A 22,410-nucleotide genomic window follows, 5' to 3' on the forward strand; every position below is an offset into this window, starting at 1 on the left:
GGGGTTGCAGCGGCTGCTGACTGAAGTTCCCCGGCTCGTACCGGGGAACTCCGGAAAGACTTGATTCCTGGAGTCTAACGGTCTGGTTCCGCCGAACGTCACCCGCTTCAGGATTTCTCGACCGCCGCGCGAGCGAATCCGATCAGTTGCCGCCTGTTTCCAGCCGCTTTGCGACCAGGTCCCAGACCACGTCCGCGAGCGCCTCCTTCGGGCCCACCGGAACGGCCGTCTCGCTGCCGTCCGAGCCCAGCACCACGGCCTCGTTGACGTCCGTGCCGAAGGCCTTGCCGTTGCCGACCTCGTTCACGACCAGCAGGTCACAGCCCTTGCGCGCGAGCTTGGCGCGGCCGTTGGCGAGCACGTCGTCCGTCTCCGCCGCGAAACCCACCACCAGTTGGCCCGAACGGGCCCGGTGGGCCGAGAGCTCGGCCAGGATGTCCGGATTGCGGACCAGCGCGACCGCGGCCGGTTCGACCCCCTCGACCTTCTTGATCTTGCCGGTGGCGTACTCGGCGGGCCGGAAGTCCGCCACCGCCGCGGCCATCACCACGGCGTCCGCGTCCTTGACCGCCTCCAGCGCCGCCTCGCGCAGCTCCAGCGCGGTCGAGACGTGCACCACGTCCACCCCGGCCGGGTCCGGCAGCTCGGCGTTGGCCGAGAGCAGCGTCACCCGGGCCCCGCGCGCCGCGGCCGTCACGGCGAGCGCGTAGCCCTGCTTGCCGGAGGAGCGGTTGCCGAGGTAGCGCACCGGGTCCAGCGGCTCCCGGGTGCCGCCGGCCGAGACCACCACGTGCCGGCCGGCCAGGTCGGTCGGCACCGGCCCGCCGCGGCGCAGCACGGCCTTGCACGCCTCGAAGATCGCGGAGGGCTCGGGCAGCCGGCCCTTGCCGGTGTCCTTGCCGGTCAGCCGCCCGACGGCCGGCTCCAGCACGATCACGCCCCGGCGGCGCAGCGTGGCGACGTTGTCCCGGGTGGCCGGGTGCTCCCACATCTCGGTGTGCATGGCGGGCGCCAGCACCACCGGGCAGCGGGCGGTGAGCAGGGTGTTGGTCAGCAGGTCGTCGGCGAGGCCGTGGGCGGCCTTGGCGATCAGGTCGGCGGTGGCCGGGGCGACCACGACCAGGTCGGCCTGCTGCCCGATCCGCACGTGCGGCACCTCGTGCACGCGCTCCCAGGTCTCGGTGGCGGCCGGGCGGCCGGACAGCGCGGCCCAGGTCGCCTCGCCGACGAAGTGCAGCGCGGCCGCGGTCGGCACCACGGTGACCTGGTGGCCGGACTCGGTGAAGCGGCGCAGCAGCTCGCACGCCTTGTACGCGGCGATCCCGCCGCTCACGCCGAGGACCACGCGGGGGGCGTCCGCACTCAGAGTCATCTACCGGCCTTTCTCCGCATCGGGCTCCGCATCGGGAACGCGCCCACCCTACGGCCCCCCGGCCCCGCCCCGCACAGCGCCCCGGCCCGACCCCGTACGGCGCTCCGCACCGCGCTCCGGCGCCGGGAACGCCGGAGGGCCCGGCGGAAACGATTCCGCCGGGCCCTCCCGGAAATTCAGCGACCGCCTCAGGCAGCCTCGACCGCCTCGGCGGTCAGCATGCCCGCGTTGATCTCGCGCAGCGCGATCGACAGCGGCTTCTCGTGCACGTGGGTGTCGACCAGCGGGCCGACGTACTCCAGCAGGCCCTCGCCGAGCTGGGAGTAGTAAGCGTTGATCTGGCGCGCGCGCTTGGCGGCGTAGATCACGAGGCTGTACTTGGAGTCGGTGGCCTCGAGCAGCTCGTCGATCGGCGGGTTGATGATGCCCTCGGGCGCGGTCATGGAAGAGGACACGCTAAAACCTTCCGAAAGGGTGGAAAAGACAGACAGGTCAGGCTACACCGAGCAAGGCTAGCAGTTCGGCCGCTACCTGCTCGACCGAGGTGTTGACAAGGGTCGTGTCGAACTCGGGCTCGGCCGCGAGCTCGATCTTGGCCGCCGCCAGCCGCTTCTCGATCACGTCCTGCGACTCGGTGCCCCGGCCGGTCAGCCGGCGGACCAGCTCGTCCCAGCTCGGCGGGGCCAGGAAGACCAGCTGCGCCTCGGGCATCGACTCGCGCACCTGCCGGGCGCCCTGGAGGTCGATCTCCAGCAGCACCGGCTCGCCGCGCTCCAGCTTCTCCTGCACGGCCGCACGCGGGGTCCCGTAACGGTTCCCGGCGAACTCGGCCCACTCCAGCAGCTCGCCGTTGGCGACCAGCTTGTCGAACTCGTCGTTGTCGACGAAGTGGTACTGGACCCCGTTCTTCTCGCCGGGCCTCGGGTGCCGGGTCGTCGCCGACACCGAGAGCCAGACCTCGGGGTGCATCTTCCTCATATGAGCGACGACCGTGCTCTTGCCGACCCCCGAAGGGCCGGAGAGCACGGTCAGCCGCGGACGCTCACTCATGCACCGATTATCCCGGATCGCGGGGGATCCTGGGACCACGGGGGCACGGTCAGGCGGCGCCACCGCCGAACTCCCGCTCCAGGGAAGCGATCTGGTTCGTACCGAGGCCGCGGACACGCCGGCTCTCACTGATGCCGAGGCGCTCCATGATCTGCTTGGCGCGGACCTTGCCGACGCCGGGAAGGGACTCGAGCAGAGCCGAGACCTTCATCTTGCCGATCACGTCGTTGTCGGCCTTGCCGGCCTTGATCACCTCGTGCAGGGAGGCGCCGGAGTGCTTGAGCCGGTTCTTGACCTCGGCGCGCTCCCGGCGAGCCTCGGCGGCCTTGGCGAGCGCGGCGGTGCGCTGTTCAGGGGTAAGGGGCGGAAGGGCCACGCCGTTCACCTCAGGGTGTGGATGGATGGATTGAGCTAGGACTGGTTTCGGTACCGAGGACACCGTCCGCAAGGGGAACCACAAGGCCCTGACCTGCGGGAGCCACGGAAATCGCGGCTCGCCGATGACCTATCGCCGGACACTACCCGGATTGCGGCGCCACGTCAGGAAAAGAACACGAAAAGTCCTGGTCAGCCAAGGCCGACCAGGACTTTCCAGGGCAAAATGACCGCGATTGCGAGACTTTGGCGGGGCCGATGTGACGGCGCTCACGTCAACTCGGCGGCCACCGCGCGGTCCTGCGGACACTCCGCAGGGTCACCACCCCGCTACCTGAAGGACGGGTTCCGCTACCAGGACCCGTCTTGCCGATCACTCCCGGGTCCGCGACGCCGGGGCACGCACCTCGCCGCGTTGTCGTCGGTCGCCGATGCTCCGCATGGACTCCCTTCTCCGCCTTGCGATGCACGCACCCCAACGCCGCGCCCTGATCCGGGCTGACCGGCAGGACGGGCCCTACACGGCCCCCGCGAACTCCCCGACGAAGCGCTCCGCCGCCGCGCGCAGCGCCGGCACCGAGGGGCCGTGCTTGAGCACGTCGCGGCTGACGCTCGGCACCACGTTCATCACCGAGGCGCCGAAGACCCGCGGCAGGTCCGCCATGGTCGCGCCCTGGGCGCCGATCCCGGGGGCCAGCAGCGGGCCGTTGATGGCCAGGTCCACGCCCGCGTCGGCCAGCGTCGCACCGACCACCGCGCCGAAGGAGCCGAGCGGCGCGGCGCCCTCGTTCTCGGCCGCCAGCTGCCGCAGCACCGAGGCCGCGACCGGCTCGCCGTCCGCGCCCACCGCGCGCTGCACCTCGGCGCCCTCGGGGTTGGAGGTGAGCGCCAGCGCGAACACGCCGCAGCCCTGCTCCCGGGCCAGGTCCAGGGCCGGGCGCAGCGAGCCGAAGCCCAGGTACGGGCTGACCGTCACCGCGTCCGAGAACAGCGGGCTGCCCGGCGACAGGAAGGCCTCGGCGTACGCGGCCATGGTGGAGCCGATGTCGCCGCGCTTGGCGTCCATCAGGACCAGCGCGCCGGCCGCCCGGGCCTCCTCGACGGTGCGCTCCAGCACCGCGACGCCCTTGCTGCCGAAGCGCTCGAAGAAGGCGGCCTGCGGCTTCAGCACGGCCACCCGGTCGGCCAGCGCCTCGACCACGGTGCGGCTGAAGGACTCCAGCCCGGCGAGGTCGTCGCCGAGCCCCCAGGCGGCGAGCAGGGAGGCGTGCGGGTCGATGCCGACGCAGAGCTGGCCGCGGGTGTCGAGGGCCTGGCGCAGCCGGGCGCCGAACGGGGCGAGGGTCATGTCGTCCTTTCCAGGACCGGTGGGTCCAGAACCGATGGGGGTGTTCACGAGCCGCGGACGGCGCTGCCGACGGCGTCGGCCAGGCTGCGGAAGCCGCCCGCGCGGACCTTGGCGGACAGGCCCTTGTGGATCCGCCAGCACCAGAACGGGCCCTCGTAGATGAAGGCGCTGTAGCCCTGGACCAGGTCGGCGCCGTGGACGATCCGCTGCCAGGCGTCCTCGGCGGTCTCGATGCCGCCGACCGAGACGAGGGTCAGCCGGCCCCCGGTGCGGGCGCGCAGCCGCTGGAGGACCTCCAGGGCGCGGGCCTTGAGCGGGGCGCCGGACAGGCCGCCCATGCCGATCTCCTCGACCCGCGCGGCGTCGGCGCGCAGGCCCTCGCGGCCGATCGTGGTGTTGGTGGCGATGATGCCGTCCAGGCCCAGCTCCAGGGCGAGGTCGGCGACCGCGTCGACGTCCTCGTCGGCCAGGTCGGGGGCGATCTTGACCAGCAGCGGCACGTGGTGCGCGGTGGTGCGGTCGGCGGCCTCGCGGACGGCGGAGAGCAGCGGCCGCAGGTGGTCCACGGCCTGGAGGTTGCGCAGCCCGGGGGTGTTCGGCGAACTGACGTTGACCACCAGGTAGTCGGCGTACTGGGCGAGCCGCTCGGTGGACTTCACGTAGTCGGCGACGGCGTCGGCCTCCTCGACCACCTTGGTCTTGCCGATGTTGACGCCGAGCACCGGGGTGGAGCTGGTGTGCGGGCGGGCGGCCAGCCGGGCGGCGACCCGGGCCGAGCCCTGGTTGTTGAAGCCCATCCGGTTGATCAGCGCGCGGTCCTCGACCAGGCGGAAGAGCCGGGGCGCCGGGTTGCCGGGCTGGGCCTCGCCGGTGACGGTGCCGATCTCGACGTAGTCGAAGCCGAGCATCGACAGGCCGTCGATGCCGACGCCGTTCTTGTCGAAGCCGGCCGCCAGGCCGAACGGGCCGGGCAGGTCGAGGCCGAGGGCGCGGGTGCGCAGGGCCCGGTCGCGCGGGGCGAGCACCAGCCGCACCAGGGTGCGCAGGCCGGGCACCGAGGAGGCGAGGCGGATCCAGAAGAAGGCGAGGTGGTGGGCCTTCTCGGGGTCCATCCTCTTGAAGAGCAGGTCGAACAGAAGCTTGTACAAGGGTGGTTCAACTCCCGGAGCGGATAACGGGCTTGCTCATGGAAGTGGGGGGCACCCGGCTGGCTCCGGTGCCCCCCACTGCGGTGGTGCTACTTGCGGCCGGCGTTGATCAGCTCGGCGTGCTCCTGGAGCGACATCACCCCGACCTCGTCGCGCAGCAGCGCGTCCATGCCCTGCACGGCCGCGCCCATCGCCTGGACGGTGGTCAGGCAGGGCACCGCGCGGGCCACGGCCGCGGTGCGGATCTCGTAGCCGTCGAGGCGGCCGCCGGTGCCGTACGGCGTGTTGATGATGAGGTCGACCTCACCGTCGTGGATCAGCTGGACGATGGTCCGCTCGCCGTTCGGGCCCTCGCCCTCGCTGTGCTTGCGCACCAGCGTGGACGGGATGCCGCCGCGGTGGAGCACCTCGGCGGTGCCGGCGGTGGCGAGCACCTCGAAGCCGAGGTTGACCAGCGCCCGGGCCGGGAAGACCAGGTTGCGCTTGTCCCGGTTGGCCACCGAGACGAAGACCTTGCCCTTGGTCGGCAGCGCGCCGTACGCGCCGGACTGCGCCTTCGCGTAGGCGGTGCCGAACACCTTGTCGATGCCCATGACCTCACCGGTCGAGCGCATCTCCGGGCCGAGCACGGTGTCCACGCCGCGGCCGTGGATGTCGCGGAAGCGGCTCCACGGCATCACGGCCTCCTTGACCGCGATCGGCGCGTCGGCGGGCAGCGTGCCGCCGTCGCCCTCGGCCGGGAGCAGGCCCTCGGCGCGCAGCTCGGCGATGGTGGCGCCGAGCGAGATCCGGGCGGCGGCCTTGGCCAGCGGCACGGCGGTCGCCTTGGAGGTGAACGGGACGGTCCGGGAGGCGCGCGGGTTGGCCTCCAGCACGTAGAGGATGTCCCCGGCCATGGCGAACTGGATGTTGATCAGGCCGCGGACGCCGACACCGCGCGCGATGGCCTCGGTGGAGGTGCGCAGGCGCTTGATGTCGTAGCCGCCGAGGGTGATCGGGGGCAGCGCGCAGGCGGAGTCGCCGGAGTGGATGCCGGCCTCCTCGATGTGCTCCATGACGCCGCCGAGGTAGAGCTCGGTGCCGTCGTAGAGGGCGTCGACGTCGATCTCCACCGCGTCGTCGAGGAAGCGGTCGATGAGCACCGGGTGCTCGGAGATCAGGCCCGCGTGGCGCTCCAGGTAGGAGGCGAGCGAGGCCTCGTCGTAGACGATCTCCATGCCGCGGCCGCCGAGCACGTAGGACGGGCGGGCGAGCACGGGGTAGCCGATCTCGTCGGCGATCGCCTTGGCCTCCTCGAAGGAGAAGGCGGTGCCGTGCTTGGGGGCCGGCAGGCCGGCGTCGCGCAGGACGCGGCCGAAGGCGCCGCGCTCCTCGGCGAGGTCGATCGCCTCGGGCTGGGTGCCGGCGATCGGCACGCCGTTGTCCTTGAGCGCCTGGGCCAGGCCGAGCGGGGTCTGGCCGCCGAGCTGGACGATCACGCCGGCGAGCGGGCCGGCCTGCTGCTCGGCGTGGACGATCTCCAGCACGTCCTCCAGGGTGAGCGGCTCGAAGTAGAGCCGGTCGGAGGTGTCGTAGTCGGTGGAGACGGTCTCCGGGTTGCAGTTGACCATGACGGTCTCGTACCCGGCGTCGGCGAGCGCGAAGGAGGCGTGCACGCAGGAGTAGTCGAACTCGATGCCCTGGCCGATGCGGTTCGGGCCGGAGCCCAGGATGATCACGGCGGGCTTGGTGCGCGGGGCGACCTCGTTCTCCTCGTCGTAGGACGAGTAGAAGTACGGGGTCTTGGCGGCGAACTCGGCGGCGCAGGTGTCGACGGTCTTGAACACCGGGCGGATGCCGAGGGCGTGGCGCACCTCGCGGACGACGTCCGGCTTCAGGCCGCGGATCTCGCCGATCTGCTGGTCGGAGAAGCCGTGCCGCTTGGCGTGGCGCAGCAGCTCGGGGGTGAGCTCCTCGGCCTCGGCCAGCTCGCCGGCGATCTCGTCCAGCAGGAAGAGCTGGTCGACGAACCACGGGTCGATCTTCGTGTACTCGAAGACCTCCTCCGGGGTGGCGCCGGCCCGGATGGCGTCCATCACGGTGTTGATCCGGCCGTCGGTCGGCACGGTGGCCTTGACCAGCAGCTCGGTCTTCTCCCCGAGCGGGCCGGTCCAGTTGAACTGGGAGCCCTTCTTCTCCAGCGAGCGCAGCGCCTTCTGCAGGGCCTCGGGGAAGTTGCGGCCCATGGCCATCGCCTCGCCGACCGACTTCATGGTGGTGGTCAGCGTGGCGTCGGCGCTCGGGAACTTCTCGAACGCGAACCGCGGCACCTTGACGACGACGTAGTCGAGGGTCGGCTCGAAGGAGGCCGGGGTCTGCTCGGTGATGTCGTTGGGGATCTCGTCCAGGGTGTAGCCGACGGCCAGCTTGGCGGCGATCTTGGCGATCGGGAAGCCGGTGGCCTTGGAGGCGAGCGCCGAGGAGCGGGAGACGCGCGGGTTCATCTCGATGACGATGACCCGGCCGTCCTCGGGGTTGACGGCGAACTGGATGTTGCAGCCGCCGGTGTCCACGCCGACCTCGCGGATGACGGCGATGCCGATGTCGCGCAGGATCTGGTACTCGCGGTCGGTGAGCGTCATCGCCGGGGCGACGGTGATCGAGTCACCGGTGTGGACGCCCATCGGGTCGAAGTTCTCGATGGAGCAGACGACCACGACGTTGTCGTTCTTGTCGCGCATCAGCTCCAGCTCGTACTCCTTCCAGCCGAGGATGGACTCCTCCAGGAGCACCTCGGTGGTCGGCGAGAGGGTCAGGCCCTGGCCGGCGATGCGGCGCAGGTCCTCCTCGTTGTGGGCGAAGCCGGAGCCGGCGCCGCCCATGGTGAAGGAGGGGCGGACGACGACCGGGTAGCCGCCGAGCGTGTCGACGCCGGCCAGCACCTCGTCCATGGTGTGGCAGATGACCGAGCGGGCGGACTCGCCGTGGCCGATCTTGGCGTTGACGGCCTCGACGACGCCCTTGAAGAGCTCGCGGTCCTCGCCCTTGTTGATCGCCTCGACGTCGGCGCCGATCAGCTCGACGCCGTACTTCTCCAGCGTGCCCGCCGCGTGCAGCGAGATCGCGGTGTTGAGCGCGGTCTGGCCGCCCAGGGTCGGCAGCAGCGCGTCGGGGCGCTCCTTGGCGATGATCTTCTCGACGAACTCCGGGGTGATCGGCTCGACGTAGGTGGCGTCGGCGATCTCCGGGTCGGTCATGATCGTGGCCGGGTTGGAGTTGACCAGCACGACCCGCAGGCCCTCGGCCTTGAGGACCCGGCAGGCCTGCGTACCCGAGTAGTCGAACTCGGCGGCCTGGCCGATCACGATCGGACCGGAGCCGATCACCAGGACGGACTTGATGTCAGAGCGCTTAGGCACGCTGGCCCTCCATGAGCTTCACGAAGCGGTCGAACAGGTAGGCGGCGTCGTGCGGACCGGCGGCCGCTTCGGGGTGGTACTGCACGCTGAAGGCGGGGACGTCGAGTGCCTGGAGGCCCTCGACCACGTCGTCGTTGAGGCAGACGTGGGAGACCTCGACCCGCCCGTAGGGGGTGTCGCTCACCTTGTCCAGCGGGGCGTTCACGGCGAAGCCGTGGTTGTGGGCGGTCACCTCGACCGTGCCGGTGGTGCGGTCCTGCACCGGCTGGTTGATGCCGCGGTGGCCGTACTTGAGCTTGTAGGTGCCGAAGCCCAGGGCGCGGCCGAGGATCTGGTTGCCGAAGCAGATCCCGAAGAACGGGGTCTTGCGCTCCAGCACGCCCTGCGCCACGGCGACCTGGTGGTCGGCGGTGGCCGGGTCGCCCGGGCCGTTGGAGAAGAACACGCCGTCCGGGTTGACGGCGTAGAGGTCCTCCAGGGTGGAGTTCGCCGGCAGCACGTGCACCTCGATGCCGCGCTCGGCCATCCGCTGCGGGGTCATCGCCTTGATGCCGAGGTCCAGCGCGGCGACGGTGAACTTCTTCTCACCGATCGCGGGTACCACGTACGCCTCGGTGGTGGCGACCTCGGCGCACAGGTCGGCGCCCTTCATCTCGGGCGACTGCTGCACCCGGGCCAGCAGGGCGGCCTGGTCGGCCAGCGCCTCGCCGGAGAAGATGCCGCAGCGCATCGCGCCGCGCTCGCGCAGGTGGCGGGTCAGCGCGCGGGTGTCGATGCCGCTGATGCCGACGACACCCTGGTTGACCAGTTCCTCGTCGAGCGAGCGGCGGGAGCGCCAGTTGGAGGCGACCCGGGCGGGGTCGCGCACCACGTAGCCGGCGACCCAGATCTGCTTGGACTCGTCGTCCTCGTCGTTCCAGCCGGTGTTGCCGATCTGCGGGGCGGTCATCACGACCACCTGGCGGTGGTACGACGGGTCGGTGAGGGTCTCCTGGTAGCCGGACATGCCGGTGTTGAAGACCGCCTCGCCGAAGGTCTCGCCGATGGCGCCGTAGGCCTGTCCGCGGAACGTCCGGCCGTCCTCCAGGACGAGCACGGCAGGCACTCGTTCCCGCCGTTGGCGCTGCGTGGTGGGGGCAGGTGCGGTCATTGCGCGGCCTCTTCCGTCTTCGTCTTCGTACGTGTTGCGAGTTGGGCGACCGCCTCGACCCAGGCGGCGTGCTCATCGGGGTGGTCGGCCCGGAAACCGGAGTCCAGCTCGGCGCCCTCGTGCGTCCAGGTGACGACGAGCAGCCCGGAGGGGACGACCTTGCCGGCGATCCCGGAGTCCGTACGGGCACCGGTCAGGTGCTCGGCCGGGATCCAGAAGTCGACGTCGCCCGGGCGCTGCACCAGCAGGCCGTCCTCGCCGAGGGTGAGGTCGGCGCGGCTGCGGGTGCCCAGGCCGTGGGCGACGACCCGGTCCAGCCAGTTCCCGGCGGTGGTCGTGCCGTGGTACCGGCCGCTGGTCTCCAGGATGGTGCGCCCGGCGCGGGACGGCACGGCCGGCAGCGGCGGGATCCCGGACTGCAGGGTGCGCCGCCAGTTCCAGCCCTGGCGCATCAGCCAGTAGACGAGGCCGATCACGATCAGCAGGCCGATGGACCAGCCGATGTACCCGGGCCAGTCGGTGACCTTCGCCTGCTCCTGGGCGAGCGCGGCGCGGTCCATCACGCCTCGCCCCGCTCGGCGAGCTCGCCGGCCAGCACGGTGGCGCGCCCGCGCAGGAAGGTGGCGTGCACCCGTCCGGGCAGGTCCAGGCCCTTGTAGGGGGTGTTGCGGCTGCGGGTGGCGAAGCTGTCCGGGTTCACGGCACCACGGTACGCGGGATCGAACAGCACCAGGTTGGCGGGCTCACCCACCGAGATCGGCCGGCCGTGACCGGTGAGACGGCCGATCCGGGCCGGGCGGTGCGACATCCGGTCCGCGACGCCCTCCCAGTTCAGCAGGCCGGTGTCGACCATGGTCTGCTGCACGACCGACAGGGCGGTCTCCAGGCCGACCATGCCCATCGCGGCCACGGCCCACTCGCAGTCCTTGTCCTCGGCCGGGTGCGGCGCGTGGTCGGTGGCGACGGCGTCGATGGTGCCGTCGGCCAGCGCCTCGCGCAGTGCCCGGACGTCCTCGGCGGTGCGCAGCGGCGGGTTCACCTTGTAGACCGGGTCGTAGGTGCGGACCAGCTCGTCGGTGAGCAGCAGGTGGTGCGGGGTCACCTCGGCGGTGACGTCCCAGCCCTTGGACTTGGCCCAGCGGACGATCTCGACCGAGCCGGCCGTGGAGAGGTGGCAGACGTGCAGCCGGGAGCCGACGTGCGCGGCGAGCAGCACGTCGCGGGCGATGATCGACTCCTCGGCGACGGCCGGCCAGCCGCCGAGCCCGAGCTCGCCGGAGACCTGGCCCTCGTTCATCTGGGCGCCCTCGGTGAGCCGCGGCTCCTGGGCGTGCTGGGCGACGACGCCGTCGAAGGCCTTGACGTACTCCAGGGCGCGGCGCATCAGCACCGCGTCGTCCACGCACTTGCCGTCGTCGGAGAAGACCCGGACGTCGGCGGCGGACTCGTGCATCGCGCCGAGCTCGGCGAGCTGCTTGCCCTCCAGGCCGACGGTGACGGCGCCGACCGGCTGCACGTCGCAGTAGCCGGCCTCCTGGCCGAGCCGCCAGACCTGCTCGACCACGCCGGCGGTGTCGGCCACCGGGGTGGTGTTGGCCATCGCGTGCACGGCGGTGAAGCCGCCCATCGCGGCGGCCCGGGTGCCGGTGAGCACGGTCTCGGCGTCCTCGCGGCCGGGCTCGCGCAGGTGGGTGTGCAGGTCGACCAGGCCGGGCAGGGCGATCAGCCCGGTGGCGTCGATCTCGATGTCCGCCTCGACCGTCAGGCCGGTGCCGATCGCCTGGACGACGCCGTCGGCGAGGTGGAGGTCCTGCGGGGCGCCGCCCAGGATCTTGGCGTTGCGGATCAGGTAGCTGGTCACTGGGCGGTCTCCACGGAGTCGGTACGGGGGGTGTCGGTGGGCGCGTCGGCGAAGACGGCGCCGCCGAGCAGCAGGTAGAGGACGGCCATCCGGACGGAGACGCCGTTGGCGACCTGCTCGATCGCGGTGCAGCGCGGCGAGTCGGCGACCTCGGCGGTGATCTCCATGCCGCGGACCATCGGACCGGGGTGCATCACGATCGCGTGGTCCGGCAGCTGGGCCATCCGGCGGCCGTTCATGCCGTAGCGGCGGCTGTACTCGCGCTCGGTCGGGAAGAACGCGGCGTTCATCCGCTCGCGCTGCACCCGCAGCATCATCAGCGAGTCCGTCTTGGGCAGCACGCTGTCCAGGTCGTAGCTGACCTCGCAGGGCCAGTTCTCGATCCCGATCGGCAGCAGGGTCGGCGGGGCGACGAAGGTCACCTGCGCGCCGAGGGTGTTCAGCAGGTGGACGTTGGAGCGGGCGACCCGGCTGTGCAGGACGTCGCCGACGATGGTCACCCGGCGGCCCGCGAGGTCCTGGCCGGCGCCCGGGTTGAGGTGGCGGCGCATGGTGAAGGCGTCGAGCAGCGCCTGGGTGGGGTGCTCGTGGGTGCCGTCACCGGCGTTGATCACACTGCCGTGCAGCCAGTCGGACTGGGCCAGCCGGGCCGGGGCGCCGGAGGCGTGGTGGCGGATGACCACCGCGTCGGCGCCCATCGCCTGGAGGGTCAGCGCGGTGTCCTTGAGGCTCTCGCCCTTGGAGACCGAGGAGCCCTTGGCGGAGAAGTTGATGACGTCGGCCGAGAGCCGCTTCTCGGCGACCTCGAAGGAGGTCTTCGTCCGGGTGGAGTCCTCGAAGAAGAGGTTGACGACGGTGCGGCCGCGCAGCGTGGGCAGCTTCTTGACGGCCCGGCCGGAGAGCTGGGCGAGCTCCTCGGCGGTGTCCAGGATCAGCAGCGCGTCGTCGCGGCTGAGGTCGGCGGCGGAGACGAGGTGGCGCTTCACGCGGGCTACTCCGGGAGGTGCGGTTCGGAAGACTGGGGGGCCAGGGCCTGCGAGGAGCGCTGGGCGAAGTCGCGGTCGCCGACCAGGACGGCGTCCACGCCGTCGCGGTCGGCGAGGCGCACCTGCACGGCCTCGCGCAGCGAGGTGGGGAGGTTCTTGCCCACGTAGTCGGCGCGGATCGGCAGCTCGCGGTGGCCGCGGTCGACCAGGACGGCGAGCTGGACGGCGCGCGGGCGGCCGATGTCGCTCAGCGCGTCGAGCGCGGCGCGGATGGTGCGGCCGGAGAAGAGCACGTCGTCGACCAGGATGACGAGCTTGCCGTCGATGCCGCCGGGCGGGATCTCGGTGTGCTCCAGGGCCCGGGCGGGCTTCAGCCGCAGGTCGTCCCGGTACATGGTGATGTCCAGGGAGCCCAGCGGGATCTCGCGCCCGGTGATCTGGGCCAGCCGGTCGTGCAGGCGGCGGGCGAGGTGGACGCCCCTGGTGTGGATGCCGAGCAGCACGACGTCCTCCGCGCCCTTGGCGCGCTCGACGATCTCGTGCGCTATCCGGGTGACGACCCGGGCGATGTCCGTGCCGTCGAGCACCTGGTGCGGCGGCCGCGGCGTGGGTTCGTGGTGTGTGGTCATGCCGAAGCGGACCTCCTTCCCCGCCTCACTGGACGGGCCTTAAAGGATGTCTGGGATGGCCCCCGCCGACCGGGCGCGGGCTTCGGTCATCCTACCAGCGCGCCGGACGGCAAACAGACGTCCACCATTCCGCTTCCCCGGGTTAACACTCCGGACGCGCCGCCGATGCGGGCCATTCGCACGACTGCCCCATTCGGCTTGACGCAACTACCTTACTCTACGTAACCTCACAGTGAGTTACGAGACGGACGTCGGACCCACCGGTAACGGCGTCGGCAATCGCCCGTGACCCACCACTGAACGCGAAGCAATCTCGTCCGGGGAGATCAATGTCCAGCGACTACGCGAAGCAACTCGGAGGCAAGCTCCGAGCGATCCGCACTCAGCAGGGTCTCTCCCTGCACGGTGTCGAGGAGAAGTCCCAGGGGCGCTGGAAGGCAGTCGTCGTCGGTTCGTACGAGCGTGGTGACCGTGCGGTCACCGTGCAGCGACTGGCCGAACTGGCGGAGTTCTACGGCGTCCCGGTCCAGGAGCTGCTGCCCGGCGGTACGCCCGGCGGCGCGGCCGAGCCGCCGCCGCGCCTGGTCCTCGACCTGGAGAGACTGACCCAGGTCCCCTCCGAGAAGGCCGGCCCGCTGCAGCGCTACGCGGCGACCATCCAGAGCCAGCGCGGCGACTACAACGGCAAGGTGCTGTCGATCCGCCAGGACGACCTGCGCACCCTGGCCGTGATCTACGACCAGTCCCCGTCGATCCTCACCGAGCAGCTGATCTCCTGGGGCGTGCTGAACCCCGACGCGCGCCGTGCGGTGCGCGAGGAGGATGCGAGCTGAGGCTCACCGCACCGGCTCCCGCCAGCGGATCCAGGCACAACCCAGCACTCCCGCCACTAGTGCTGGCAAGCAGAAACGTCACGGCGCGGCTCCCCAGACCGGGGGCCGCGCCGCGGTGTAGCCACACCACCCCGGGGCGGCGGAGGCGTCAGCAGACCGTCCCCAGGCTGTAGCCGGGCTGCGCCGCCACGCCGTCCAGCCGGACCGGCCGGTCGGCCGGGGCCCACTCCTGCCCGCCGCTCGACCAGGCCCAGGAGGCCGGCAGGTACTCCCCGCAGGAGGCCGCCGAGCCCTGCGAGCCGTGCAGCACCGCGACGCCCGGCAGCTCCAGGGCCAGCCCGGTGCAGAGCACCGCGCAGACCAGCTCCAGGTCCTCGTCGTTGATCCGGACCACGCCGTCCTCCCACTGGAGCACCCGGGCCGCGGCGGTCAGCCCGCCGCCGGGCGCGTCCACCCGCAGGCGCAGCTCGTACACCCCGGCGCCCGCGCCGACCAGCATCCGCCGGAACACCTCGCCCCCGCGCTCGTAGGCGGCGCGCACCCAGGCGGCGTGCTCCTCGTCGGACGCGCCCGCGCCCCCGTACAGGCCCCCGTCGAGCAGCAGGTCGGCGTGGCAGAGCGTCAGCCCGTTCTCCCGGGCGCGCACCAGGCGCGGCACGAAGTCCCCGGCCAGCTCCTCGCCCTGATAGGCCAGCAGCTGGGTCTGCAGGGCCGGGTTGACCAGGTAGCGGTCGCGGGCCGCGGGCTCGGCCGGGTCCAGCCCGTTCAGCAGGCAGAACTCCTCGAAGTCCTGCGGGTGGAACGTCCGGGCCCGGACGGTGTCGAACCGCTCCAGCGCCTCGGCCAGCAGGTCGGCGGTGTCGGCCAGGTAGCGCTCGTGGTCGGGGGCGTCGGAGATCCCCCAGGCGCGGGCCCGGGCGAAGTCCGCGGCGTTGGTGAGCACTCCGATGACGAACGCCTGCTCGGCGCCCTCGACCCGCCGCGGCCGGTGCGACCGCACCACGGGCCGCGAGCCGCCGGCGGTGCAGTCGGAGTTACGGCGGGCGCGCCCCAAATGACTCATCGGTGGCTCCTGGCTTCAGGGGAGGACGGTCGGCGGCAGGCGTGCCGCTGACCGTCTTCCTCCCCATCCGCGCGCGTCGCACACGTACGGCGTGTCACAGGAATGTAACCACCGGTAATGCGGGTCGCGCGGGCGTCAGGCGGAGCGGGGCGCGCGGGCCAGCTGGCGGGACTGCGCGACCAGGCGGCCGGACTCGTCCCAGACCTCCGCGTCCTCCTCGAAGTAGCCGCCGGCCAGGTTGCGGGTCGCGTGGGTGACCCGCAGCCAGCCGGGCACCGGCCTGGCGCGCAGGTGGACGGTCAGCTCGACGGTGGGGGCCCAGCCCGGCAGGCCGAGGTCGAAGGTGACCGGCGGCAGCGCGTCGGCGACCAGCAGGAGCAGCAGCGGGTCGGGCTCGCGGCCGTCGGCGAGCCGGAACCAGCCCTGGATCCGCCCGTTGCCGGAGGGCTGCCCGAGCGCCCAGCCGATGGTGGCCGGGTCCAGCCGCAGGTCGAACCGCTCCAGCAGGGCGGCCTGGGCGATCAGCTCCTTGGGCGCGTGCTCGACGCCGATGCACTGGTCCGGCGGCGGCAGCTGCGGCGGCAGCGCGCTGGTGCGCACCTCGCCGTCGGCGGTGGCGAGGTCGCCGTGGCTGGCCACCACGCGCAGCCGCTCGACGCCGTCCTGGCTGAGCGAGGCGGTGCCGGTGGACAGGCCGCGGCCGGTGCGCAGCACCTCGGTGCGGACGGTGGCCGGGCCGGGCGTGGAGGCGGACAGGTAGTAACCGCTGATCGACACCGGGTCCGGGTGGGTGCCGTGCTCCAGCGACAGCGCGTGTCCGGCCACCGCGAGCAGCAGTCCGCCGTTCACCCCGCCGCCGATCTGCCAGCCGGCGCCGAGCTCGGCCTCGTACCGGCCGGCCTCCTCGGGGTGCCTGGTCAGGGCGATGCCCTGGTCGAACTCGCTGCGGATCGCCGTGGTCATGTGGGGGGACCTGCCCTTCACGCGTGCTTCCGGACGTCAAGTTACTGACAAGTAGGCCCTCACCCTACGCCGCCCGGATGAAACGCGGAACGGCCGCCGGACACCTGTTCGGGTCCGACGGCCGTTCACGGGATTCGACCACTCAGCGGCGGATGCTCGGCTTCAGCTCGAGGAAGCGGGCGAGCAGGCCGTTGACGAAGGCCGGGGAGTCGTCCGTGGAGAACTCCTTGGCGATCTCGACGGCCTCGTCCAGGACGACGGCGTCCGGGACGCCGTCCTCCCAGATCAGCTCGTACGCACCGAGCCGCAGGACGTTGCGGTCCACGATCGGCATCCGGTCGAGCGTCCAGCCCACGGCGTACTGCTCGATCAGGTCGTCGATGCGACGAGCGTGCTGGACGTACCCCTCGATGAGCTCCATGGTGTACTCACCGACCTGCGGGGTGCCCTCGTCGGGCTTGGGCTCGCGGGCGCGGGCCACCCAGTCGGCGAGGACCTGCTGCGGGTCTACCCCACGGTGGTCGGCCTCGAAGAGGATCTGGAAGGCCCGCGTGCGGGCCTTGCTGCGTGCGGCCGACACGGACTTACTTCACCCGGCCGAGGTAGCTGCCGTCGCGGGTGTCGACCTTGACCTTCTCACCGGTGGTGACGAAGAGCGGCACCTGGATCTCGGCGCCCGTCTCCAGGGTGGCCGGCTTGGTGCCACCGGTCGAGCGGTCGCCCTGGACGCCCGGCTCGGTCTCGGCGATGGTCAGCTCGACCGCGGCCGGGAGCTCGATGTAGAGGACCGAGCCCTCGTTCTGCGCGACGAGGGCCTCGAAGCCCTCCAGCAGGTACTTGGCGGCGTCGCCGACGACCGACGGCTCGATGGTCAGCTGGTCGTAGGTGTCCATGTCCATGAACACGAAGTTCTCGCCGTCCTTGTACGAGAACTGCATGCCGCGCTTGTCGACGTTGGCGGTCTCGACCTTGGTGCCCGCGTTGAAGGTCTTGTCGACGACCTTGCCGGTCAGGACCTCCTTGAGCTTGGTACGCACGAAGGCCGGGCCCTTGCCGGGCTTGACGTGCTGGAACTCGACGACGGACCAGAGCTTGCCGCCCTCCAGCTTGAGGACCATGCCGTTCTTGAGATCGTTCGTGGAAGCCACGGGCGCACTTACTCCTGTATAGCTGTCAAGGAACCAAGGGATTGCGTCCTGCCGCCCACGGCCCCGGGGGCCGCGGTCACAGGGCGAGGAGCTCCTTGGTGGTGATGGTGAGCAGCTCGGGCCCGCCCTCCTCAAGGGGGCGCACGACGAGCGTGTCCTCGATCCGGACGCCGCCCCTGCCCGGGAGGTGAACCCCCGGACCGACGGTGACCGGCACGCGGCTGTCCAGTTTACCCATGTCCGCCGGACCGAGGCGCGGCGCCTCCCGGATCTCCAGCCCGATGCCGTGGCCCACCGGGTGCGGGGAGGGCTCGGTGTGGCCGGCCGCCTCCAGGACCTGCCGGGCGGCCCGGTCGGGTACGCACTGCTCCACGCCTGGTCCGAGCGCCTCCCGCCCGGCCCGCTGGGCCCGGAAGACCAGCCGGTGCAGCTCCACCTGCCAGGGCGCGGGGGCGGCGCCGATCACGAAGGTGCGGGCGGTGGAGACGCCGTAGCCGCGGTACTGGGCGCCCATCACCACGGTCAGGAAGTCGCCCTCCTCCACCCGGCGGTCGGTCGGCTGGTGGGCGGCCTGGCCGGAGTGGCTGCCGGTGCCGACCGAGACCGGGAAGGCCGCCCGGTCGGCGCCGTGGTCGATCATCCGGCGCTCCAGCTCCATCGCCAGGTGCCGCTCGGTGCGGCCGACCAGGATCGACTCCAGCAGCTCGCCCAGCGCCTGGTCGGCGATCTCGGCGGCGATCCGCAGGTCCGCGATCTCGTGCTCGTCCTTGACCACCCGCAGTCGCTCGACCGTCCGGCCGAGGTCCACCAGCCGGGTCCCCGCTATCAGGTCGCCCACCGCCCGGTGCCGGCTGACGGTCAGGTCGTGCTCCTCCACCGCCAGGCCCGACACCCCGGAGCGGGTGGCCGCGGCCGCGGCGGCCAGCGCGGTGTCCGAGCCGGCCGCCACCGGCAGCCGGGTGACGTCCGGGGCGATCAGGTGCTCCCCGGTGTCGTCCGGCGGCAGGTCGTCCGGCAGCGCCAGCAGCGCCCGCTCCCTGGTCAGCAACAGGCTCGCCCCGCAGGGCGCGCAGCCCGTCAGGTACCGCACGTTCGCCGCACGGGTGATCAGCGCCGCATCGGCCCCGGCCGCGCTGCAGTGCTCCCTCACCCGCTCCCGCCGCCCCGCGTACGCATCCGCCATGCGTCGAGCCTACGAACCCCCGGCCCGAAGCGCCCGCCGAGCACCCCCGCCAGAACCCCCGGTGCCCCTTGCGCGCCCCCCGCGCGACCGCGCCGTCGCCCTCCGGCCCGCGCCGGGGCCCCGCTCCCCCACCCGCCGCTCGGACGCGCGCCGCCGCCGAGGGGCCCACCTCCCCTCGGCGGCGGCTTCCTCCCGTCGCGCCTACTGCCCGTCCGGGTCGAGCAGACCCCGCCGGTACGCCGGGACGAGGTTCTGCGGGACGAGCATCTCCCGGCCGTTCAGGGTGATCGCGACCAGCTTCGGGGGCGTCGCCCGCCACTGGGCCCGGCGGTGCCGGGTGTTGCTGCGGGAGGTCTTGCGCTTGGGTACGGCCATCGCGGGCTCCTTCTCGGGTGGTGTGGTCGAACGCGTCGTCGGGCGGCGCTAGCGGGTGGCGCCCGAGGCGTACGGCAGGAGGGCCGTCTCCCGGGCGTTCTTGATCGCCCGGGCCACCGCCCGCTGCTGCTCGGCGGTGAGCCGGGTGACCCGGCGGCCGCGGATCTTGCCGCGGTCGGAGACGAAGCGGCGCAGCAGGTCGGTGTCCTTGTAGTCGATGTACTCGATGCCCGCCGCGAGCAGCGGGTTGGGCCGGGGCTTCGGCGGGGCGGATCGTTTGCGCACGGGAGGGCGCTCCTTCAGTGGACGGGGTCGAGCAGGTCCTGGAAGGCGTCCGGCAGGGCCTTCCAGCCGGGTTCGCCGGCGGCGAGTTCGGCGTCGGTGAGCAGGCAGGAGTCGAGCAGGTCGGTGATGCCGTCGACGTCCAGCCCCTCGGCGGTGAAGCTGAGCTGCTGCACCCGGTCGCCGTGCCGGGGGTGCCAGTCGAGGGCGGCGGCGGCCCGGCGCGCGGGCGGGTAGAGCTCCCAGGCCGCGTCGGGCAGGGAGGTGAGCCAGGGCCCGCACTCCTCGACCGCGAGGTTCGCCCCGGCGGCGTCCCAGGCGAGTATCAGATCGGGCCGGTTGGCCAGCCAGAACCGGCCGCGGCTGCGCTGCGCCGCCGGGACGAGCAGTTCCAGCGCCCGGTGCAGCCGCTCGGGGTGGAGCGGTCGGCGGCGCTCCCACAGCAGGGTGGCGACGCCCGCCTCGTCCCGCTCCTGCGGCAGCAGCGCGAGCGCCGGGTTGACCCGGTCGCGGGCGGCGGCCACGTCGAAGCCGCCGAGCGCGGCCCGGGTGAGCGCGCCGGTGCCGAGCCGGACGGTCCGGGCGGTGGCGTGCAGCTGGCGCAGGAGGGCGAGCCCCGGCGCGTGCGCCGCGGCGCGCGGCACGGCGAGCGTGCCGGCGTACTCGATCTGGTGGGCGAGCGCCTCGGCGCGGGTCCGATCGTCGCGCGAGGCGGTCTGCTCGCCGTGCTCCACCAGGTCGTCGGGGACGGAGAGCTCGCCGACCAGCCGGTCCGGGTCGACGGCGGTGACCACGCCCGCCAGTTCGACGACGTCGTCGAGCCGCCGCCCGTCCACCTCTCCCCCGGCGATCACCTCGACCGCGGGGTGCGGGTCGCTGCCGCCCCACAGTTCGACGATCGCCAGTCCGTACCGGCCGCCGTCGGCGATCTCCAGCAGCCGGGGCAGCAGGTCCTCGCGCAGGGCGCAGCACGGGCAGTCGTTCGCCAGCGGGACGTCGGCCACGTCGAAGGCCCCGGCGGCGTCGCGCAGCTCGCGGCGGACGGTGCCGAGCGCGGCGTCCCGCAGGTCGTGGTGCAGGACCACGGCGTCCACCGCGGCCGCCGCCAGTTCCTCGACGGCGGCCCGGCGCTGCTCCGCGTGCAGGCCGGCGACGACCACCACCGGCAGCCTGGTCCCGTCCACGGCGCTCACCAGCTCGCCTTGCGGACGCCGGGCAGGTGCCCGGCGTGGGCGTGCGCGCGCAGGTTGACCCGGGAGAGGCCGAAGGCCCGCAGGTAGCCGCGGGGCCGGCCGTCCACGGCGTCCCGGTTGCGGACCCGGGTGGCGCTGGCGTCGCGCGGCTGGCGGGCGAGCTCGGCCTGGGCGGCGGCGCGCTCGGCGGGGCCGGTGCCGGGGTGGGCGATGGTCCGCTTGAGCTCGGCCCGGCGCTCGGCGTGGCGGGCGACGACGGCGCGCCGCCGCTCGTTCTTGGCGATCTTGCTCTGCTTGGCCATCAGACCTTCTCCCCCCGGGCGCGGATGCGGGCGACGGCGGCCTCGACGCCGATCGCGTCGACGGTGCGGATGCCCTTGGCGCTCAGCGTCAGCCGGACGTACCGGCCCTCGCCGGGCAGCCAGTAGCGCTTGCGCTGGATGTTGGGGTCGAAGCGGCGGCCGGTGCGGCGGTGCGAGTGCGAGATCGCGTTGCCGAAGCCGGGCCGGCGGCCGGTGAGTTGGCAGCGGGCGGACATGGGTGCTCCCTGGCGTCCGGGAATGGGCAGGACCGGGCTCACGTTACACCAGATGAAAATGACTTCCATTTCGATGTACGGTTCGAGCCAACCCCTCGGACCGGACCCCGAGACCCCGACCCCCAGACCCCAGGAGGACGTCCCATGGCCCGCAGCGAACTGCGCCCGGTGATCAGGCTCCGCTCCACCGCCGGCACCGGCTTCACCTACGTGACCCGCAAGAACCGCCGCAACGACCCGGACCGGATGGTCCTGCGCAAGTACGACCCGGCCGCGGGCCGGCACGTCGACTTCCGCGAGGAGCGCTGACCCCGGACGCGCGAACGGCGCCTCCCCGGACTCGGGGAGGCGCCGTTCGCGGCCTGGCCGCTCGGCTCAGGAGCCCTCGGGCGTCCAGCGCTGCTCGACCCGGGCGAGCTTCCAGTACCCGATCGCGATCGCCCAGACGACCACGAACAGCCCGGCGATGGCGTAGCCCACGTTGTCCAGCGAGATGTCCGCGACGAACCCGGTGACCGGGTCGGTCAGGTCGAGCTTCTCGTGCAGCACCCCGACCAGCTCGATGGTGCCGATGATGAAGGCCACCGCGATCGACAGACCCGTGATGGTCAGGTTGTAGTACACCTTCCGGACCGGGTTGGCGAAGGCCCACTGGTACGCGAAGTTCATGAACGTCCCGTCCAGGGTGTCGAACAGGCTCATCCCCGCCGCGAACAGCAGCGGCAGGCAGACGATCGCGTACCAGGGCAGCCCGGAGGCCGCGCCCGAGCCGGCCATCACCATCAGGGTGACCTCGGTCGCCGTGTCGAAGCCCAGGCCCAGCACCATGCCCACCGGGAACATCTGCCCCGGCCGGGTGATCGAACGGGTCGCCCGGTTCAGCACCCGGGCCATGAAGCCGCGCGAGTCGAGGTGCGCCTCCAGCTCCTTCTCGTCGAACTTCCCGGCCCGCATCGAGCGGAACACCCTGAGGATGCCGAGCAGCGCCGCCAGGTTGAGCGCACCGATCAGGTAGAGGAACACGCCGGAGGTGGTCGTCCCGATCACGCCCAGCCACTTGTGGGTGGCCGACTCGTCGTCCATCAGTGTGTTCGCCAGCTGCGCGCCGCCCGCCACCAGGGCGGCCATCAGCACCACCATCGAGGAGTGCCCGAGGGCGAACCAGAAGCCCACCGAGACCGGCCGCTTGCCGTCCGCCATCAGTTTGCGGGTGGTGTTGTCGATCACCGCGATGTGGTCGGCGTCGAAGGCGTGCCGCATCCCGAGGGTGTACGCGGTGATGCCGAGGCCCACCCCGAAGACCTGGGTACCGACCGCGTACCGCTCGGGCGCGACCAGGAAGATCAGCGTGCCGAAGGCCACCACGTGCATGGCCACGATCACCGCCATCAGCCCGGCCGTACGGACGGTGTCCTCGCGCCGCCATCTGAAGCTGGGCAGCACGGAAGGGGCCGGCTTCGCGCCGGCGGCAACGGTTTCGGGCAGGGTCATCTGCGGATCACGCTCCAGCACCTC

At 72.3% G+C, this 22,410-nt stretch carries 25 protein-coding genes; 2 read left to right on the forward strand and 23 right to left on the reverse strand.

Annotated elements, in window-relative coordinates; genetic code table 11:
- Window positions 1–142 precede the first annotated feature (142 nt).
- From coaBC to pyrR, 12 genes are all read right to left on the reverse strand, one after another.
- Entirely contained in the window at window positions 143–1,372 is a 1,230-nt protein-coding gene (gene coaBC / locus ACWDD9_RS05170; RefSeq protein WP_049651365.1) for a bifunctional phosphopantothenoylcysteine decarboxylase/phosphopantothenate--cysteine ligase CoaBC, read from the reverse strand.
- A 188-nt stretch (window positions 1,373–1,560) separates the two neighbouring features.
- The gene (rpoZ, locus tag ACWDD9_RS05175; protein WP_030056185.1) at window positions 1,561–1,827 is read right to left on the reverse strand and encodes a DNA-directed RNA polymerase subunit omega; all 267 of its coding nucleotides are present in this window, start codon (window positions 1,825–1,827) and stop codon (window positions 1,561–1,563) included.
- Window positions 1,828–1,864: 37 nt separating this feature from the next.
- Entirely contained in the window at window positions 1,865–2,422 is a 558-nt protein-coding gene (gene gmk / locus ACWDD9_RS05180; protein WP_049651364.1) for a guanylate kinase, read from the reverse strand.
- A gap of 49 nt (window positions 2,423–2,471) precedes the next feature.
- A complete protein-coding gene (gene mihF / locus ACWDD9_RS05185) occupies window positions 2,472–2,798 on the reverse strand; it encodes an integration host factor, actinobacterial type (protein ID WP_030056187.1) in 327 nt (108 codons plus the stop codon).
- Between the two features lie 516 nt (window positions 2,799–3,314).
- A complete protein-coding gene (gene pyrF, locus ACWDD9_RS05190; RefSeq protein ID WP_049651363.1) occupies window positions 3,315–4,145 on the reverse strand; it encodes an orotidine-5'-phosphate decarboxylase in 831 nt (276 codons plus the stop codon).
- Window positions 4,146–4,189: 44 nt separating this feature from the next.
- Window positions 4,190–5,293, reverse strand: a complete 1,104-nt coding sequence (locus ACWDD9_RS05195; protein ID WP_449810841.1) for a quinone-dependent dihydroorotate dehydrogenase — start codon at window positions 5,291–5,293, stop codon at window positions 4,190–4,192.
- Between the two features lie 89 nt (window positions 5,294–5,382).
- Entirely contained in the window at window positions 5,383–8,691 is a 3,309-nt protein-coding gene (gene carB / locus ACWDD9_RS05200; protein ID WP_117487143.1) for a carbamoyl-phosphate synthase large subunit, read from the reverse strand.
- A complete protein-coding gene (gene carA / locus ACWDD9_RS05205; RefSeq protein WP_117487144.1) occupies window positions 8,684–9,841 on the reverse strand; it encodes a glutamine-hydrolyzing carbamoyl-phosphate synthase small subunit in 1,158 nt (385 codons plus the stop codon). Before carA ends, carB begins: the two co-directional genes overlap by 8 nt.
- Complete coding sequence (locus tag ACWDD9_RS05210) at window positions 9,838–10,401, reverse strand: PH-like domain-containing protein (protein ID WP_449810890.1); 564 nt, start codon at window positions 10,399–10,401, stop codon at window positions 9,838–9,840. Before ACWDD9_RS05210 ends, carA begins: the two co-directional genes overlap by 4 nt.
- Window positions 10,401–11,702 (reverse strand): dihydroorotase, encoded by a 1,302-nt coding sequence (locus tag ACWDD9_RS05215; protein ID WP_049651358.1) that lies wholly within the window; start codon window positions 11,700–11,702, stop codon window positions 10,401–10,403. Before ACWDD9_RS05215 ends, ACWDD9_RS05210 begins: the two co-directional genes overlap by 1 nt.
- The gene (locus tag ACWDD9_RS05220) at window positions 11,699–12,688 is read right to left on the reverse strand and encodes an aspartate carbamoyltransferase catalytic subunit (protein WP_049651357.1); all 990 of its coding nucleotides are present in this window, start codon (window positions 12,686–12,688) and stop codon (window positions 11,699–11,701) included. The genes ACWDD9_RS05215 and ACWDD9_RS05220 overlap by 4 nt, the downstream gene beginning before the upstream one ends.
- Before the next feature lie 5 nt (window positions 12,689–12,693).
- Window positions 12,694–13,317 (reverse strand): bifunctional pyr operon transcriptional regulator/uracil phosphoribosyltransferase PyrR, encoded by a 624-nt coding sequence (gene pyrR / locus ACWDD9_RS05225; RefSeq protein ID WP_049651356.1) that lies wholly within the window; start codon window positions 13,315–13,317, stop codon window positions 12,694–12,696.
- 329 nt (window positions 13,318–13,646) lie between these two features.
- Here pyrR and bldD point away from each other — a divergent pair, with 329 nt between their 5' ends.
- Window positions 13,647–14,150, forward strand: coding sequence for a transcriptional regulator BldD (gene bldD / locus ACWDD9_RS05230; protein WP_030056198.1), 504 nt, complete (start codon window positions 13,647–13,649; stop codon window positions 14,148–14,150).
- A gap of 148 nt (window positions 14,151–14,298) precedes the next feature.
- Here bldD and ACWDD9_RS05235 read toward each other — a convergent pair whose 3' ends face one another.
- The 10 genes from ACWDD9_RS05235 to rpmB form a co-directional block, all read right to left on the reverse strand.
- Window positions 14,299–15,213, reverse strand: coding sequence for a hypothetical protein (locus ACWDD9_RS05235; protein ID WP_143204534.1), 915 nt, complete (start codon window positions 15,211–15,213; stop codon window positions 14,299–14,301).
- 135 nt (window positions 15,214–15,348) lie between these two features.
- On the reverse strand, window positions 15,349–16,176 hold the full coding sequence (locus ACWDD9_RS05240) for a thioesterase family protein (RefSeq protein ID WP_049651354.1): 828 nt from the start codon (window positions 16,174–16,176) through the stop codon (window positions 15,349–15,351).
- Between the two features lie 142 nt (window positions 16,177–16,318).
- Window positions 16,319–16,756, reverse strand: coding sequence for a transcription antitermination factor NusB (gene nusB / locus ACWDD9_RS05245; protein ID WP_049651353.1), 438 nt, complete (start codon window positions 16,754–16,756; stop codon window positions 16,319–16,321).
- Between the two features lie 4 nt (window positions 16,757–16,760).
- Window positions 16,761–17,324, reverse strand: a complete 564-nt coding sequence (gene efp / locus ACWDD9_RS05250) for an elongation factor P (RefSeq protein WP_049651352.1) — start codon at window positions 17,322–17,324, stop codon at window positions 16,761–16,763.
- A gap of 76 nt (window positions 17,325–17,400) precedes the next feature.
- The gene (locus ACWDD9_RS05255; RefSeq protein WP_117487146.1) at window positions 17,401–18,507 is read right to left on the reverse strand and encodes a M24 family metallopeptidase; all 1,107 of its coding nucleotides are present in this window, start codon (window positions 18,505–18,507) and stop codon (window positions 17,401–17,403) included.
- Between the two features lie 201 nt (window positions 18,508–18,708).
- Window positions 18,709–18,882: a 50S ribosomal protein L32 gene (gene rpmF / locus ACWDD9_RS05260; protein WP_049661326.1), complete on the reverse strand. Its 174-nt coding sequence runs from the start codon at window positions 18,880–18,882 to the stop codon at window positions 18,709–18,711.
- A 48-nt stretch (window positions 18,883–18,930) separates the two neighbouring features.
- Window positions 18,931–19,167: a 30S ribosomal protein S18 gene (gene rpsR, locus ACWDD9_RS05265; protein ID WP_049661328.1), complete on the reverse strand. Its 237-nt coding sequence runs from the start codon at window positions 19,165–19,167 to the stop codon at window positions 18,931–18,933.
- Between the two features lie 14 nt (window positions 19,168–19,181).
- Window positions 19,182–20,348: a CobW family GTP-binding protein gene (locus ACWDD9_RS05270; protein ID WP_449810891.1), complete on the reverse strand. Its 1,167-nt coding sequence runs from the start codon at window positions 20,346–20,348 to the stop codon at window positions 19,182–19,184.
- Window positions 20,349–20,353: 5 nt separating this feature from the next.
- A complete protein-coding gene (gene rpsN / locus ACWDD9_RS05275) occupies window positions 20,354–20,659 on the reverse strand; it encodes a 30S ribosomal protein S14 (protein ID WP_375875499.1) in 306 nt (101 codons plus the stop codon).
- Window positions 20,659–20,895 carry a 50S ribosomal protein L28 gene (gene rpmB, locus ACWDD9_RS05280; protein ID WP_449810842.1) on the reverse strand — a complete coding sequence of 79 codons (237 nt, stop codon included), beginning with the start codon at window positions 20,893–20,895 and terminating at the stop codon, window positions 20,659–20,661. The genes rpsN and rpmB overlap by 1 nt, the downstream gene beginning before the upstream one ends.
- Before the next feature lie 144 nt (window positions 20,896–21,039).
- Here rpmB and rpmG point away from each other — a divergent pair, with 144 nt between their 5' ends.
- Window positions 21,040–21,204 carry a 50S ribosomal protein L33 gene (gene rpmG, locus ACWDD9_RS05285; RefSeq protein WP_049656556.1) on the forward strand — a complete coding sequence of 55 codons (165 nt, stop codon included), beginning with the start codon at window positions 21,040–21,042 and terminating at the stop codon, window positions 21,202–21,204.
- Between the two features lie 66 nt (window positions 21,205–21,270).
- Here the strand turns inward: rpmG and ACWDD9_RS05290 are convergent, their stop codons facing one another.
- Complete coding sequence (locus tag ACWDD9_RS05290; protein WP_049656561.1) at window positions 21,271–22,386, reverse strand: Nickel transporter NicT; 1,116 nt, start codon at window positions 22,384–22,386, stop codon at window positions 21,271–21,273.
- Window positions 22,387–22,410: the final 24 nt, after the last annotated feature.

Source organism: Kitasatospora sp. NPDC001119 (assembly GCF_053598475.1).

What these genes read in the sequence shown, in the direction of transcription:
- coaBC (WP_049651365.1), bottom strand. Translation starts at nt 1,372, where the DNA reads ATGACTCTGAGTGCGGACGCCCCCCGCGTGGTCCTCGGCGTGAGCGGC.
- gmk (WP_049651364.1), bottom strand. Translation starts at nt 2,422, where the DNA reads ATGAGTGAGCGTCCGCGGCTGACCGTGCTCTCCGGCCCTTCGGGGGTC.
- pyrF (WP_049651363.1), bottom strand. Translation starts at nt 4,145, where the DNA reads ATGACCCTCGCCCCGTTCGGCGCCCGGCTGCGCCAGGCCCTCGACACC.
- carA (WP_117487144.1), bottom strand. Translation starts at nt 9,841, where the DNA reads ATGACCGCACCTGCCCCCACCACGCAGCGCCAACGGCGGGAACGAGTG.
- ACWDD9_RS05210 (WP_449810890.1), bottom strand. Translation starts at nt 10,401, where the DNA reads ATGGACCGCGCCGCGCTCGCCCAGGAGCAGGCGAAGGTCACCGACTGG.
- pyrR (WP_049651356.1), bottom strand. Translation starts at nt 13,317, where the DNA reads ATGACCACACACCACGAACCCACGCCGCGGCCGCCGCACCAGGTGCTC.
- bldD (WP_030056198.1), top strand. Translation starts at nt 13,647, where the DNA reads ATGTCCAGCGACTACGCGAAGCAACTCGGAGGCAAGCTCCGAGCGATC.
- ACWDD9_RS05235 (WP_143204534.1), bottom strand. Translation starts at nt 15,213, where the DNA reads ATGAGTCATTTGGGGCGCGCCCGCCGTAACTCCGACTGCACCGCCGGC.
- ACWDD9_RS05240 (WP_049651354.1), bottom strand. Translation starts at nt 16,176, where the DNA reads ATGACCACGGCGATCCGCAGCGAGTTCGACCAGGGCATCGCCCTGACC.
- ACWDD9_RS05255 (WP_117487146.1), bottom strand. Translation starts at nt 18,507, where the DNA reads ATGGCGGATGCGTACGCGGGGCGGCGGGAGCGGGTGAGGGAGCACTGC.
- rpmF (WP_049661326.1), bottom strand. Translation starts at nt 18,882, where the DNA reads ATGGCCGTACCCAAGCGCAAGACCTCCCGCAGCAACACCCGGCACCGC.
- rpsN (WP_375875499.1), bottom strand. Translation starts at nt 20,659, where the DNA reads ATGGCCAAGCAGAGCAAGATCGCCAAGAACGAGCGGCGGCGCGCCGTC.
- rpmB (WP_449810842.1), bottom strand. Translation starts at nt 20,895, where the DNA reads ATGTCCGCCCGCTGCCAACTCACCGGCCGCCGGCCCGGCTTCGGCAAC.
- rpmG (WP_049656556.1), top strand. Translation starts at nt 21,040, where the DNA reads ATGGCCCGCAGCGAACTGCGCCCGGTGATCAGGCTCCGCTCCACCGCC.
- ACWDD9_RS05290 (WP_049656561.1), bottom strand. Translation starts at nt 22,386, where the DNA reads ATGACCCTGCCCGAAACCGTTGCCGCCGGCGCGAAGCCGGCCCCTTCC.